This window comes from Streptomyces sp. NPDC017056 (assembly GCF_044332485.1).
Taxonomy (GTDB): Bacteria; Actinomycetota; Actinomycetes; order Streptomycetales; family Streptomycetaceae; genus Streptomyces.
The window spans coordinates 19,354-33,150 of record NZ_JBIRPD010000015.1 but is presented as its reverse complement, the minus strand read 5'-3'; the positions used below and the strand labels follow the sequence as shown (position 1 = coordinate 33,150).

The 13,797-nt window shown below is 71.6% G+C and carries 12 protein-coding genes; 2 read left to right on the top strand and 10 right to left on the bottom strand.

The genetic code is table 11. The features are described from left to right. The first annotated feature begins 218 nt into the window (after nt 1-218). Both ACH4OW_RS25985 and ACH4OW_RS25980 read left to right on the top strand, forming a co-directional pair. The gene (locus ACH4OW_RS25985; protein WP_398030242.1) at nt 219-1,877 is read left to right on the top strand and encodes a flavin monoamine oxidase family protein; all 1,659 of its coding nucleotides are present in this window, start codon (nt 219-221) and stop codon (nt 1,875-1,877) included. Nucleotides 1,878-2,087: 210 nt separating this feature from the next. Beyond that, nucleotides 2,088-3,491, top strand: coding sequence for a class I adenylate-forming enzyme family protein (locus ACH4OW_RS25980; protein ID WP_360140688.1), 1,404 nt, complete (start codon nt 2,088-2,090; stop codon nt 3,489-3,491). A 172-nt stretch (nt 3,492-3,663) separates the two neighbouring features. Here the strand turns inward: ACH4OW_RS25980 and ACH4OW_RS25975 are convergent, their stop codons facing one another. From ACH4OW_RS25975 to ACH4OW_RS25930, 10 genes are all read right to left on the bottom strand, one after another. Then, complete coding sequence (locus ACH4OW_RS25975; RefSeq protein WP_360140691.1) at nt 3,664-5,130, bottom strand: FAD-dependent oxidoreductase; 1,467 nt, start codon at nt 5,128-5,130, stop codon at nt 3,664-3,666. A 139-nt stretch (nt 5,131-5,269) separates the two neighbouring features. Then, a complete protein-coding gene (locus ACH4OW_RS25970) occupies nt 5,270-6,370 on the bottom strand; it encodes a histidine kinase (RefSeq protein ID WP_360140694.1) in 1,101 nt (366 codons plus the stop codon). Between the two features lie 83 nt (nt 6,371-6,453). Beyond that, nucleotides 6,454-6,609 carry a hypothetical protein gene (locus ACH4OW_RS25965; protein ID WP_360140697.1) on the bottom strand — a complete coding sequence of 52 codons (156 nt, stop codon included), beginning with the start codon at nt 6,607-6,609 and terminating at the stop codon, nt 6,454-6,456. A 9-nt stretch (nt 6,610-6,618) separates the two neighbouring features. Then, entirely contained in the window at nt 6,619-6,936 is a 318-nt protein-coding gene (locus tag ACH4OW_RS25960; RefSeq protein WP_398030241.1) for a hypothetical protein, read from the bottom strand. A gap of 145 nt (nt 6,937-7,081) precedes the next feature. After that, nucleotides 7,082-8,794: an MDR family MFS transporter gene (locus ACH4OW_RS25955; protein WP_398030240.1), complete on the bottom strand. Its 1,713-nt coding sequence runs from the start codon at nt 8,792-8,794 to the stop codon at nt 7,082-7,084. Nucleotides 8,795-8,822: 28 nt separating this feature from the next. Further along, nucleotides 8,823-8,984, bottom strand: coding sequence for a hypothetical protein (locus ACH4OW_RS25950; RefSeq protein ID WP_360140706.1), 162 nt, complete (start codon nt 8,982-8,984; stop codon nt 8,823-8,825). A gap of 170 nt (nt 8,985-9,154) precedes the next feature. Beyond that, on the bottom strand, nt 9,155-10,366 hold the full coding sequence (locus tag ACH4OW_RS25945) for a glycosyltransferase (protein WP_398030239.1): 1,212 nt from the start codon (nt 10,364-10,366) through the stop codon (nt 9,155-9,157). Between the two features lie 42 nt (nt 10,367-10,408). Beyond that, the gene (locus ACH4OW_RS25940) at nt 10,409-11,656 is read right to left on the bottom strand and encodes a nucleotide sugar dehydrogenase (protein WP_398030238.1); all 1,248 of its coding nucleotides are present in this window, start codon (nt 11,654-11,656) and stop codon (nt 10,409-10,411) included. Nucleotides 11,657-11,703: 47 nt separating this feature from the next. Continuing rightward, complete coding sequence (locus ACH4OW_RS25935; RefSeq protein WP_360140715.1) at nt 11,704-12,417, bottom strand: PIG-L deacetylase family protein; 714 nt, start codon at nt 12,415-12,417, stop codon at nt 11,704-11,706. Beyond that, nucleotides 12,414-13,646 carry a glycosyltransferase gene (locus tag ACH4OW_RS25930; RefSeq protein WP_360140718.1) on the bottom strand — a complete coding sequence of 411 codons (1,233 nt, stop codon included), beginning with the start codon at nt 13,644-13,646 and terminating at the stop codon, nt 12,414-12,416. Before ACH4OW_RS25930 ends, ACH4OW_RS25935 begins: the two co-directional genes overlap by 4 nt. Nucleotides 13,647-13,797: the final 151 nt, after the last annotated feature.

Genomic DNA, 13,797 nt, shown 5'->3' with positions numbered 1-13,797 from the left:
CTATGGGCCGCGACTCGGCGGCCGACACCCCATAGAACCCCTATCTCCCCACCGCCCGGCCGGCAGGCGTGGTGGTGACAGGGGTTGTCCGCCCTCCGGACGGCGAAATAGCGTGCTTTCCCCGACCCGTGCGATCCCGTTTCCCCGTTTCTGGTCGAGGTGCACCGGACGTGCCGAATTCCGCGCCGGCACCGCCCAGCGGCCGAGAGGTTTTTCCGATGACGTCAGTCACCCCAGCGCCGACGACCATGCTGGTGCCGGACTTCCCGTTCTCCTACGACAGGTGGCTGGCGCACCCGGCCGGCCTGGGGTCGCTGCCCGCCGGGCGGGCCGGGACGCCGGTGGCCGTCGTCGGCGCCGGTATGGCCGGGATGACGGCGGCGTACGAGCTGCTGCGGCTCGGGCTGCGGCCGGTGGTGTACGAGGCGGAGCGGATCGGCGGACGCATGCGCTCGGTGCCCTTCGCGACCGCTCCCGACCGGGTCGCCGACATGGGCGCGATGCGCTTCCCCGTCTCGGCGCGTGCGCTGTTCCACTACATCGGCCTGCTGGGGCTGGACACCCGGCCGTTCCCCAACCCGCTGTCCCCCGCCACCCCCGGCACCCTGATCGACCTGAACGGGCGGCAGGAGTGGGCCCGTACCACCGAGGACCTGCCGGCCGTCTTCCAGGAGGTGGCCGAGGCATGGGACAAGACCCTCCAGGAGCGCGCGGAGCTGTCCACCCTCTCCAGCGCGATACGGCAGCGGGACACCCGCACACTCAAGCTGGTGTGGAACCGGCTGGTGGCGGCCCTCGACGACCAGTCCTTCTACGGGTTCCTGGCCACCAGCCCGGCATTCCGCTCCTTCCGCCACCGCGAGCTCTTCGGCCAGGTCGGGTTCGGCACCGGCGGCTGGGACACCGATTTCCCCAACTCGGTGCTGGAAGTCCTGCGGGTCGTCGCGACCGAGGCCGACGCGCACCAGCTGGCGCTGACGGGCGGCGCGGAGCGGCTGCCGCGCGGGCTGTGGGAACACCGGCCCGAGCGGCCGGTCCACTGGCCACGCGGCACCTCGCTCGCCTCCCTGCACGCGGGGACGCCGCTGCCCGGCGTGACGGCGATCCGCCGGGCGGCGGACGGCTTCCGGCTCACGGACCGCTCCGGCGAGGTGCGTACCTACCCGGCGGTGGTCTACACCCCGCACGTGTGGACGCTGCTCAACCGCGTCTCGTGCCCGCCCGGCCTGCTGCCCGCCGAGCACTGGACGGCGGTGGAGCGCACTCACTACATGGGCGCGACGAAGCTGTTCGTGCTGACGGACCGGCCGTTCTGGCGCGACGAGGTGCCCGGTGGCGGGCGGGAGACGATGGGCATGACCCTCACCGACCGGCTGGCGCGCGGGGTGTACCTCTTCGACGACGGCCCGGACCGGCCCGGGGTGATGTGCCTGTCGTACACCTGGAACGACGACTCGCTGAAAATGGCGACGCTGTCGGCGGACGAACGGCTGGCCGTGCTGCTGGAGCGGTTGGCGGAGATCTACCCGGGGGTGGACATCGCCTCGCATGTGGTCGGCGACCCGGTGACGGTCACCTGGGAGACGGAGCCGCATTTCATGGGCGCCTTCAAGGCGAACCTCGCGGGCCAGTACCGCTACCAGAGGCGGCTGTTCACGCATTTCATGCAGGACCGGCTGCCGCCCGCGCAGCGCGGGCTGTTCCTGTGCGGCGACGACATCTCGTGGACGGCGGGCTTCGCCGAGGGCGCGGTGACCACGGCACTGAACGCGGTGTGGGGTGTGGTGCGGCATCTGGGCGGAGCGTCGGCAGCGGGCAACCCGGGCCCCGGCGACCTCTTCGACGAACTGGCGCCGGTCGAGCTGCCGGACGACTGAGCCGCCGGTCCCGGCGCGAAGAAAAGGGCGGGTAGGGGGCCGGATAAGGGTTCCCCGCCGGCTTTCCGGCTTGAAGACTCTTCCCTGGTGAGTGGCCTTCTCCGCCACGCCGGCCGCGACTCCCGTGACGCAGCTCCGGGGCCGCTGATGCAGCACACCGCTGAGTAGCACACCGCCCATGCCCGGCATGAGGAAGGAAGCGTGCGAAGAATGCCCGCGAAAATCTTTGCCCCCGACTCGGTACGGACCCTGGAGGATTTCGAGCGCGACGCGCTGCGCCTCGCCCAGGTGCTCCGCGAGCGGGGCGTCGGCCCCGGCGAGCGGGTGACGCTCAAGGCCGGCAACTCTCCCGCCTGGGTGGCCTCGTTGCTGGCCCTGATGCACCTGGGCGCCTCGATCGTGCTGGTCGATCAGCAGGAGCATGCCGAGGAGACCCACCGGATCGTCCTGCGGACCGGCACCAAGCTGGTGCTGTGCGACGAGGACGCCCCGCTCGACGCCGGGCAGGAAGCCCTGCACCTCTACGAGTTGCTGGTCGCCGCGGCCGGCCGGGCGCCGGACGCGGAGCGGTTGGACATCGAGCAGTGGTGCGACCTCCAGGACGGCCTGATCATGTGGACGTCCGGGTCGACGGGTTCGCCGAAGGGCGTGGTGAAGTCGGGCCGCAAGTTCCTGGAGAACCTCCGGCGCAACGCGGCGCAGGTCGGCCACCGCGAGGACGACGTCCTGCTGCCCCTGCTGCCGTTCGCCCACCAGTACGGGCTGTCCATGGTGCTGATCGCCTGGCTGGTGCGGTGTTCGCTGGTGATCGCACCGTACCGCAGGCTGGACCGGGCGCTGACCATGGCTGCCGAGTCGGGTGCCACGGTGATCGACGCGACGCCGGCCAGCTACCGCAGCATGCTCAACCTCGCTGCCAGGAAACCGGCGCTGCGCCCCGGGCTGGACTGCGCCAGGATGTTCTGCGTCGGCGCGGCGCCCCTGGACGCTCCGCTGGTGGACAGCTACGTACGCGAGTTCGGCCGGCCGCTGCTGGACAGCTACGGCAGCACGGAGCTGGGCAACATCGCGTTCGCGACGTCCGAGAACCCGGTCGCCTGCGGGCAGGTCATGGACGGTATCCGGCTGCGGGTCGTCGACGGGGAGGGGCGGGCGGTGCCCGCGGGCCAGGCAGGCGAGCTGGAAGTCCGCACCCCGGACGCCATGGAGGGCCTGCTCGCCGAGGACGGCTCGCTGCTGCCGCTGCCCGAGGGCTGGCAGCCCACCGGTGACCTGGGGTACCTGGACGCCACCGGCAACCTGTACGTCCTGGGCCGCAAGTACGCGGTGCACCGGATGGGCTACACGCTCCATCCGGAGCTGATCGAGCGGGCGGTGGCCGCCAAGGGGTGCTCGGTCCGCATCGTGGCGCTGCCGGACGAGCGGCGCGGGACGCAGCTGGTGTTCTTCGTGGAGGACGGCGAGGAGCGGGAGGCGTCGTACTGGCGGGAGCGGTTGCGGGACATGCTGGCGGCCTACGAGCGCCCCGACCGGGTAGTGGTCCTCGGCGGCTTCCCGCTCAACCGCAACGGCAAGCCGGACAAGCGTCAGTTGGAGCGCCTCGCCCAGCAGTGAGGCGGCGCCCGCAGGGCGACGGAGCCCCGGGACGGCAGGTCCGTCCCGGGGCTCCGGGGCGTTCCGGCCGGAGCCGGAGCGCCTGCGGCTCGGGGGTGGGTGACGGGGCGGCCGCCGCGGTACCGCCCCGCTCCCGGCCGGCCTCGCGGCCGGCCGGGAAGGTCCTTGCGGCTCAGGCGCCGCGCGCCGAACGGCTGGCCGCGTAGTACTCGCGCAGCCACTTGCCGATCTCGGGGTAGAGCCGCCGGGAGACCGCCAGCAGCTCGGCGGGCGGGGTGAACTCCGGGTCGAGTTCGTCCGCCCACGCGGCGAACGAGCTCTGGAATCCCGCCTCGATGAGCAGCGGGTACATCACCGGCATCCGCCAGGGGTACTCGTAGCCGGTGGCGAGCAGGTGGGTGGTGACGGTCTGGATGATCTCTTCCCGGCTCTCGGGGGCGATGGGGGCCCGTACGGGCCGGAAGGCGTCCCAGTCGAGCCGCGGCTCCTCGCCGAGCAGCCGGCGGGTCATCTCCTGGGCGAGGAGCGGTGAGAGATGCAGACCGTCGCGGTAGGTGCCGGTGAGCATCCACAGGCCCTCGACGCCGGCCTCGCCCAGCAGCGGGAACCCGTCGAGGGACACCGGGCGGTTGCCGACCTGGAGGGTCTGTACGCCGCTGCCCCACAGGTCGCGCCGTACCTGGCGGGCGGCGCACTCCAGCAGGAAGAGGACGTCGCCCATGGCGGGGACGGTCACCGGTTCCGGCGAGATGACGTTGGTCGCGCCCACGTAGACCTCGCCCTCGCCGCGCGGCAGGACGTGCAGACCGCAGGCGAAGGCCCGGTTCGGGGTGCGCAGCACGCTGCGCGGGCCGCCGCTGCCCTCGGTGCGCATCAGGGCGGACACCCCGTAGCCGCTGACCAGCCGCGGGATGCGGGCGGACAGCTCAGGCACGGTGTCGAGCAGTTCCTGGGTGCGGGCGCCGCCGGCCAGCACCACGCGGGCGCTGGACAGGCGCGTGCCGCAGGCGAGGGTGACGCCGTCGACACGGCCGTCGGCGTGGTGCAGCCGGACGGCGGTGTCCGCGACGACGGTGCCGCCGCGCCGGACGAAGGCATCCTGCAGCCGGTTCAGCAACGCGGGTGTGTTGACGGCGTGTTCGCCCGGGATGTGCATTGCGCGCAGGGGGCGGGCGTTGGGGTCGGGGTCGAGCCAGTCGATGTCGGCCGGGTCGACGTCCTCGTACGGCTCGTCGTACTTGACGAGCATGTCGCGGATGGCGGCGAAGTTGGCGTCGTCGACGTCGGCCATGCCGACGGTGTTGAGCATGACGGTGGTGCCGTCGGCGGTGCGCAGCTCCTCGCCCGGGACGTCCTGGTCCAGCTCGGCCAGCCAGCCGTCCCACAGCTTCGCCGCCTGCACGCCGAAGTCCATCTTGGTGCGCCCGTAAGGGGATTTCAGCAGCGTGGTGGTGACCTCGCCGAAGCAGCCGAGCATGGCGCCGGCGGCGGTGGACGCCGCGGTCGGCCGGTGTGCCTCGCCGATGAGCGCGACACCGAGCCCGCGCCGGGCCAGCGTCAGTCCGAGCGAAAGACCCAATACTCCATTTCCGACGACGACCACATCGAAGTTTTTCTGCTCTATCGCGCTGGTGGTCACGGTCACAGTCTCCCTTTTGGCCGGGCTGACGATCGGGATCGCGTCGTATTTCGCACAGCGCCCCCGAATTCTTGATGCCAAAACTAAGCGGCCCCTATTGCCCGGCCCAACCCCTAACCGCCCCTTGATCGGTGGGTGATCAGGCGGCGACCTCGACCACGAGCCGCCAGGTGTGGTGCTCGTCGTCCGGGCCGCTCTCCAGCGTTCCGCCGGCCAGTGCGAGGCGTTCGCGCATTCCCACGAGTCCGTACCCGGACACCGGCGGGCCGTCGTCGACGAGCTTGGCGGTGCGCGGGATGGCGTTGCGCACCTCCAGCCGGACGCGGTCGGCGCCGTAGTCCAGGGCGACGGACACCGCTTCGCCGGGCGCGTGCTTGGCGGCGTTGGTGAGCGCCTCGCGGGTGGCGCGGACGAGGGCGACGATGGGCCCGGAGAGCAGCGGCCGGGGGGTTCCGGTGGAGGTCAGGTGGATTTCGGTGTGGTGGTCGCGGCCGAAGTGGCCGACCAGGTCGGCCAGCATGTCCGGGAGCGGGATCACGTCGTCGCGCAGGGCCGTGACGGCGGCCGCGGCTTCGGCCAGTCCCTCGTCGGCCAGCCGGTTGGAGCGCTGTACCCGGGCGTGCGCGGCCGCGATGTCCCCGTTCTCCAGCAGTGAGTCGGCCGCCTTGAGCTGTACGGTCAGCGCGCCGAGGGAGTGCGCGAGCACATCGTGGATCTCCCGTGCGATACGTGCCCGCTCCCCCAGGACGGCGACCTGCGCCTGTTCCCGCTGCATCAATGTGGCCTGGTGCAGCAGTTGCTCGGCCTGGTCGGCGCGCAGCTGGTACTGCCGCTGGTTCAGGCCCAGCAGCGTGAGCAGCAGCATCATGACGGTGTAGCCGGCCAGGTCGCCCAGTCCGGCGCCGCCGGCCGCCGAGGTGAGCAACGTCAGTGGCAGGCATCCGCCGAGCACCAGCCAGAGCGCGGCCGCCCTGGGGCGGTGCCAGGCGGCGAACCGGCCGAGCACCACGCTCACCATGATCACCGCGGTGGAGTCCTGCGCCCAGCCTGCGGTGGCCGCGGGCAGTGCGGCGCTGGCCACCAGCGCGTATCCGGCCCACCTGGGCCGGGTGCCGACCAGGAAGTGGAAGGCGAACCAGCAGCCGAGGGCCGCGCCGTAGACCACCCACATGGCCAGGGCGCCCTCGCGGGCGGTGGCCAACGTGCCGACCAGCAGCGCGAATCCGACGATCTGCGTCACCAGGCTCGCCGACACGTGCGACCCGGGGAGTCCCCACTTGCCGTCCGTGGTGTCCCCCTTTCCCTCGCGCCCGGCCGCGGCGGTCAGCGGCGGCCGAACTTGCGGTAGATGATAACCATCACGATCAGCGCGATGATCACCGCGCCGACGATGATCCCCATCTTCCAGATCTTGTCCATCAGCAGGTGCTGGAACAGCTCGTCGTCGTCACCGGCGGCGAGGAAGGTCACGTCCGTCATGGCGCCGGATCACCGCCGCCGGTCGCGGTCGCGGTCACGGTCTCGGTCACGGTCGCGGCTGTCGTTCAGCGCACTGGCCACCGTGCCCAGCAGTCCGCCGCGGCCGCGGCCGCCGCGGCGCCGGTTCTCCATCACCGACCGGGCGAGCGGCACGGCGTGCTCACGGGCCCGGTTGATGGTCTCCTGGCTGACGGTGCCCCGGCGTTTGAGCATCATCAGGACCGCGAACCCGATGATGAGGAGTATCAGCACGCCGCCTGCGATGAGGGCGAACCGCAGGAGCACGAAATTCATCATGCCCCCGCTGCCCAGTGCCGTTGTCACCACGATTCTCTCCGCTCTGTCGCTGTTTCCCGCTTCGGATTCCCTTGCGGAATTTCCCTTCGACGCTAGCGCGTCGAGCGCAGGCGCCGGGCTGTACCGCGGGTGGAATCCGGGTGGAGGCAGGTGGATTTCTCGTCCACCCGGCCGGTTATGCCGGGCCCTCGTCCGCCGTACGCCCGCTCCCGTCGCGGGCCGCCGCCTCGGCCTCGGCCTCCTGGGCCAGCGCTTCGGAGGCGCTGATTTCTCGCAGCGGTACCTCCTTGAGGCAGAGGGCCAGGGCCAGGGTGAGGAGCATGGTGGCGGAACCGACCAGGAATCCCACGTTCAGGGACTCGGCGAACGCCTCGCGGAACGGCCGCACCAGGACCGGGTCCATGGTGTGCAGGAACGACGAGTCCACGGAGACGTCCTGGCCGCCGTGCAGCAGGTCGAAGAAGGGGCGGTTCCGCGGCGCGGCGGCCACCGCCGGGTCGTGGATCGCGGCGGCCACCGCGGGGTCAGCGGTGGCGCGGGAGACGGCCGCCGTCATGTTGCCGCCCAGGGTCCCGAAGAGGACGGACAGGAACAGGGCCACGCCCAGCGCGCCGGCCATCTGCCGCAGGAACATCAGGGAGGCCGTGGCCACGCCGGTGTCGCGGGCGGCCACCGCGTTCTGCGCGGCCACCGTGACGGCCTGGGTGCAGTTGCCGATGCCGATGCCGAAGAACAGGACGAGCAGCAGCGGGATCCAGACCGGGGTGTCGATGCCGACGTACGAGAAGGCGAACATGCCGACGGCGGTGACCGCGGCTCCGGCCACCGGCAGGATCTTGTACCGCCCGTGCCGCGAGATCAGCGCGCCCGACACCACCGTGGCGATCATGATGCCGCCCATCATCGGCAGCATGACCAGGCCCGACTGCATGGGCGTGGCGTCCCGGGCCAGCTGCATGTAGAGCGGCACCAGGGAGACCGCGCCGAACATCCCCACGCCGACGGTGAGCGCCGTGAGGATGGCCGTACGGTAGGTCGGTATGCGGAACAGGCGCAGCGGGATCAGCGCGTCGTCCCCGGCCCGTTTCTCCACGGCCGCGAACGCCGCGAGTCCCGCCAGGCCGACGGCCAGGGCGCCCAGCGAGACCGGCGAGCTCCAGCCCCAGTCCCGGCCGTGGTCGAAGAGCACCAGCAGCGGGACCAGGCCGATGGTGATCGTCACACCGCCCCAGACGTCGATCCGTGCCTTCTGCCGGTGGTGTTCGAGATCGAGGACCTTGGCGATGACGGCCATGGCCAGCAGCCCGATGGGGAGGTTCACCAGGAACACCCATCGCCAGCCGGCCAGTCCGAGGATCCGGTCGGCGCCGGCGAGCACGCCGCCGACGGTGGGTCCGCAGACGCTCGCCGCGATCCACACCGCCATGAAGTAGCCCTGGTAGCGGGCGCGGTCCCGGGGCGGGACCAGGTCGGCGGTGATGGCGAAGGCCAGTGCCATCAGTCCGCCGCCACCCAGCCCCTGGAGGCCGCGGAATGCCGCCAGTTGGTACATCGACTGGGCGAAGGTGCAGGTCAGCGAGCCCAGTAGGAAGACGGCTATGGAGACGAGGTAGACCGGCTTGCGGCCGTAGATGTCGGAGAGCTTGCCGTAGACGGGGGCGGCGATGGTGGAGGTGACCAGGTACGCGGTGGTCGCCCACGCCTGGAGACTGAGCCCGCCGAGGCTGTCGGCGATCGTCCGGATGGACGTGCTCATGATCGTCTGTTCCAGTGCGGAGAGGAACATCGCCGCCATCAGCCCCGGCATCACCGCCAGGACGAGCCGGTGCTGCCGGGCGCGGGCGGCCGCCCGGTCCGGGGTCGGGGACGGTCCGGTCGCCTGTGTCACGCTTCGCCTCTCCTGCCTCGCTGCGCGGTCAGCGCCGGCGTTTGAAGATCATCAGTAGGGTGAACGCCACCAGCACCACCAGGAGACCGCCGCCGACGATCAGCCCGAAGCGGAGCAGGGCGAAGTTCATCAGCGTCTCGGCGTCCATGGCCGTATGCACCGGGTTTTCGATCGCGGCGAACGAGTTCATCGGTCAGGTCCTTTCGAAGGGGCAGGCCCGAGAGCGCGGCCCGGATACGGTTACGGATTCCGGGCCGCCGGCCACTCGGCATTTTTCGACGAGGTCGTGATCCGACGCTAAGGGTGCTTCCGGTGGACTTTCGATCGTCCGTGGGTGGACTTCTGGTTGGAGATACGCCGTCAACCCGCGCCGAGCGATTCCAGGTGGGCCACCAGCTCGGCGGTGCCGGGGAGCGCCCGCATGGCGCCGCGTACCGCAGCGGCGCGCTCGCGGTACCGGGTGTCGGCGAGTACGCCGCGGCAGGCGGCGGCGATGGCCTCGGCGCCCGGTGTGGCGGCCGGTTCGCCGATGCCGAAGTCGTGCAGCCGCCGGCCGTTGTGCTCCTGCTCGCCGTCCTGCGGCACCACCACCATCGGTACGCCCTCCGCCATCGCCTCGCGGATGCCGTTGTAGCCGCCGTGGGTGACGAACAGCTCGGCGTGGCGCAGCAGTGCCGGCTGGTCCACCCAGTCGCGTACCAGGAGGTTGTCCGCCGCGGCGAACCCGTCCAGCGCCAGGCCGCCGGTGGAGAGCACCGCGAGGCAGTCGATCCCGGCCAGCGCCGAGGCGATCGCGCGGACCGCCTCGGCGGGCGTGGGGCCGTGCGCGTCCGTCACTCCCAGGCCGGCGTCCATGGCCTCCTCGGTGATGGCGAACTCGCTGCCGACGGTGGCCAGTACCAGCGGCCGCCCGGCGAGCCGGTCCGCGATGTCCGCCGGCAGCCCGCCGCCCGTGGCGACGGGCTGCCGGTAGCAGAACGCCGGCGGGACCTCGAAGGCGGCGAACGAGTAGGCCGCCGGCACACAGTCGATCCGGCCGTGCCGGTAGATCGACTGCGGGTCCTGCTGCGGTGGCAGGCCGGCCTCGGCCCGGCGCTCGTTGAGCGGGCCGAGCACCCGCACCGGGTCGAGCACGTTGCCGTCCCCCGACGGCGCGGAGACGAACGGCACCCCGAGTGCCTCGGCGACCAGGCAGGCCGCCAGCTCCGCGCCGTCGCGCACGATCAGGTCGGGGCCGAACTCCTTGGCCACCGGGAGGACCGCCCGCACCGCGGTGGTGACGTGCGGGGCGGTGTCCACCCATGCCATCTGGCCGGCGATGTCGGCGAACTGGGCGAGCAGTTCGGGCGGCGGCTCGCCGCCGGAGCGCAGGATCTCCAGCACCGGTGCGAACTTCTCCAGCAGGCCGGGCAGCAGCGGCCGCACGCCGGGGAACTCCCCGGCGAACCGCGGCGCCAGTTGCTCGGTGGTGACCACGAGGATCTCGTGGCCGGCGGCGGCCAGTGCCCGGGCGATGGGCAGCATGGAGTTGGCATGCCCGGCCGAGCCGGTGACCGTGACCAGAACGCGCATCTGAGGACAGCTCCAGTAATCGCGGGAATCAGTCGGTGCGGCTCACAGGAGCACGCTGCGCTCCGTACGGACGGAGCCGGTGGTGTCGAACAGGCGCCGGGCCCGCCCGATCAGGTCCATGTCGAACCGGTCGTGGCGCTGGAGCAGCACGCTCACGTCCGCCTCCGCCAGCGCGGCCGCCAGGTCGGGCACCGCCTCGACGCGGCCGCCCGGCCAGCTCAGGCCGTCGGCGTACGGGTCGTGGCAGAGCACGGTGGCGCCGCGCTCGGTCAGCGCCCTGGCGATGGGGACGGCCGGGGTGTGGCGGGTGTCGTCGGTGTTGGCCTTGTACGTCACCCCGAGCAGCAGAACGGTCGCCTCGCTCACCGGGACACCGCTCTGCTCGATGTCCTTGGCGATCCGGTCGGCGACCCAGAGGGGCATGCCCTCGTTCACCCGGTGCGCGGTCTCGGCCATCTGGAAGGACATGCCCAGGGTGCCCGCGTGGTGGATCAGGTACAGCGGGTCGGCGGGTATGCAGTGGCCGCCGACGCCGGCCCCCGGCCAGAACGTGTGGAACCCGTACGGCTTGGTCGACGCGGCGGCCACGGTGTCCCAGACGTCGATGCCCATGCCGTGGCAGAGCTGGGAGAACTCGTTGACCAGGGCGATGTTGATCTGGCGGTAGGTGTTCTCCAGGATCTTGGCGGCCTCGGCCTCCCGCATGCCGCGGGTGACGTGCACCTCGGTCACCTGCCGGTAGAACTCCGCGGCCCGCTCGGCGCACGCCGTGGTGAGACCGCCGACCACCCGGGGGGTGTTGCCGATGCGGTAGGCGGTGTTGCCTGGATCGATGCGTTCGGGCGAGTAGGCGAGGTGGAAGTCGGTGCCGGCGCGCAGCCCGGTCCGCTCCAGGATCGGCTGGAGCAGGCCGTCGGTGGTGCCGGGGTGGGTGGTCGACTCGACGATGACGAGCTGGCCCGGCCGCAGCCGTCCGGCGACGGTCTCGACGGCGCGGGTGAGCGGCTCCAGGTCGGGGGTGTCACCGTTGACGGGGGTGGGAGCGCAGACCACGATCACCGCGCTGTCCGCGAGCACGGCCGGGTCGGTGCTGGCGCTCAGCCGGCCGTCCAGCGCGTGGACCTCGGCGTCGGTGACGGTGTCCACCGGCGAACGGCCGTCGTTGACCGCGCCGACCCGTTCCGGGTCGATGTCGAAGCCCACCACGTCGTTGCCCGCCCTGGCCAGTGCCACGGCCAACGGCAGTCCGGCGTAGCCGATTCCGACCATGCCGACATCAAATCTCCCCATGGCAGACCTCCTGAGTCCACGGGTGAAGCGGAAGGGTGACGCGCTCGTCAGAAGGCGAGGCGGTAGGGAACGAAAGACTCGGCGTACGCGCAGTCCCACGACGAGCCGGTGGCGGCGTCGATGCCGCGGATCTGCTCGATCGAGCGGGGGCCGCTCCGGCGCATCTGCGTGCCGTACGCCTGTAGGGCGTCCTGCTTGGCCTGCCAGAAGGCCGAGGTGTCCACGTGCAGCCACCAGGACTCGTTCACCGACGACCAGCGGTCTTCGACGCCGCGGTAGCCGAGCACCATGCGCGGCGTCGGTTTCAGGCCGGCCGGCTGCACGCGGGCGGCGGCGAACGCGGCGGCGTGCACCGCCTGGTGGTCCTGGTGGTAGCCGCCGGCCGACGGGATGAACAGGGCGTGCGGACGGACCGTGCCGAGGGACACGTCCTCGTGCTGTTCGATCAGGTTGACCAGTTCCCGCCGGCGGTTGCAGATGTCCATCTCGCCGGTGGCGTCGACCCAGGCGATGGTGCCGGAGGTGACGCCGAGCGCGGCACAGGCCTTCTCGAACTCCTGGAGGCGTACGGAGGGTTCGCTGGTGCTCCCCCACATACGGGCCGCCCGTACGGTCACGCACAGCACATGGACCTCGACGCCCTCGGCGGCGAGCCGGGCGAGGGTGCCGCCGGGGCCGATGGTCTCGTCGTCGGGGTGGGGGGCGACCACCAGCACGCGGTCGCCAGGGCGCAGTCCGAGCGCGGAGGGGGCGGCGGTCATGACCGGGGCGCCGTGGTGCCGGCCGCCAGGGACTCCAGGTGGCCCACGACGGCCTCGATGCCGGGCAGGCCCAGCATCGCGCGCTGTGCGGTGCGCAGGTTCTGGTGGGTCTTCTCGTCGTACAGGACCCGCTCGACGACCTTGGCGATGCCTTCCGGGCTGACCTCGGTGATCCATTCGCCCAGGCCCAGCTCGGCCAGCCGGCCGGCGTTGTGGTGCTCGTCGCCGAACTGCGGCAGCGCCGCCATCGGGACACCGGCCCTGATGCCCTCGCGGATGCCGTTGTAGCCGCCGTGGGTGAGGAAGAGCTGGGTGCACTCCAGGAGGAGGGGCTGCGGGACGAAGTCCATGAGGTGGACGTTGGGGCCGAGTTCGATGCCCTCGACCGGGACGCCGCCGGTGGAGACCACCGCGTGGCAGTCCACGGAGGACAGCGCCTGCACGATCATGTAGAAGGTCTCGACCGGTTCGAGCATGCCGTCGGGCAGGCCGATGCCGCGCTCCTGCATCTCCAGCAGCACCGGCAGTGACGTGCCCACCGAGGCCAGGACGATCGGCTTGTCGCCGGAGAGCCCGGCGAGTTCGGCGGGCAGGACGTGCTGGGCGGCGCCCAGCATCGGCTGCCGGTAGGTGAAGGCCGGGGGCACCGGGTACTGGGCGAAAGAGTAGGCGTGCGGTACGCAGTCGATCTTGCCGTGGGCGTAGATGGACCACGCGTCGGCGCGCTCCGGCAGGCCGACCTCCTTGCGGCGGTGGTTCAGCAGCTCGTTGGCGCCCTCGGGGTCGACCACGTTGCCGGTGCCGGACGGTGCGGAGATGTGCGGGACGCCCAGCTTCTCGGCCACCAGGACGCCCGAGAGCTCGCCGCCGTCGCGCAGCACCAGGTCGGGCCGGAACTCCTCGGCCAGCGGCAGCACGGCCCGGTAGGCGCCGGTGACGTGCGGCCCCGCGGCGAAGATCATCATCTTGATCCGCGGGTCCCCGAAGTCCTTCGGGTCGATCGTGCCGTCACCGCCGCCGGAGAGGATCCTGGTCACCTCCCCCACGATGGCGTCGACCAGGTCCGGCATCGCCGGCTCCACCCGCGCGCCGGAACCCTCGAACACCGTCGTCAGGTGTGCGGGCAGCACCACCAGCACCTCGTGTCCGGCGTCGACCAGTCCGCGGACCATCGGCAGCACCGCGCGCGCATGCCCCTGGGAACCCGTGACCGTCGATAGAACTCGCATGAGCCGACCCTTCGAGAAACGTTGATCCAGCGTGAATGGGAAAAGGCCACGTCGTTCGGCATTGTGGAAAGCACTGCCACCCCGCCGGCCCGGTAGGCACAGCGGCGGTTCCGCCGTGGTCGAGAAGGTGGTGGATTCCTTCTCGCGGGCG

Excerpts from the sequence above, each read along its gene's own strand:
- ACH4OW_RS25985 (WP_398030242.1), top strand. The coding sequence starts at position 219 with ATGACGTCAGTCACCCCAGCGCCGACGACCATGCTGGTGCCGGACTTC.
- ACH4OW_RS25950 (WP_360140706.1), bottom strand. The coding sequence starts at position 8,984 with ATGAACTCGTTCGCCGCGATCGAAAACCCGGTGCATACGGCCATGGAC.
- ACH4OW_RS25980 (WP_360140688.1), top strand. The coding sequence starts at position 2,088 with ATGCCCGCGAAAATCTTTGCCCCCGACTCGGTACGGACCCTGGAGGAT.
- ACH4OW_RS25930 (WP_360140718.1), bottom strand. The coding sequence starts at position 13,646 with ATGCGAGTTCTATCGACGGTCACGGGTTCCCAGGGGCATGCGCGCGCG.
- ACH4OW_RS25965 (WP_360140697.1), bottom strand. The coding sequence starts at position 6,609 with ATGACGGACGTGACCTTCCTCGCCGCCGGTGACGACGACGAGCTGTTC.
- ACH4OW_RS25935 (WP_360140715.1), bottom strand. The coding sequence starts at position 12,417 with ATGACCGCCGCCCCCTCCGCGCTCGGACTGCGCCCTGGCGACCGCGTG.
- ACH4OW_RS25940 (WP_398030238.1), bottom strand. The coding sequence starts at position 11,656 with ATGGGGAGATTTGATGTCGGCATGGTCGGAATCGGCTACGCCGGACTG.
- ACH4OW_RS25945 (WP_398030239.1), bottom strand. The coding sequence starts at position 10,366 with ATGCGCGTTCTGGTCACGGTCACCGGCTCGGCCGGGCATGCCAACTCC.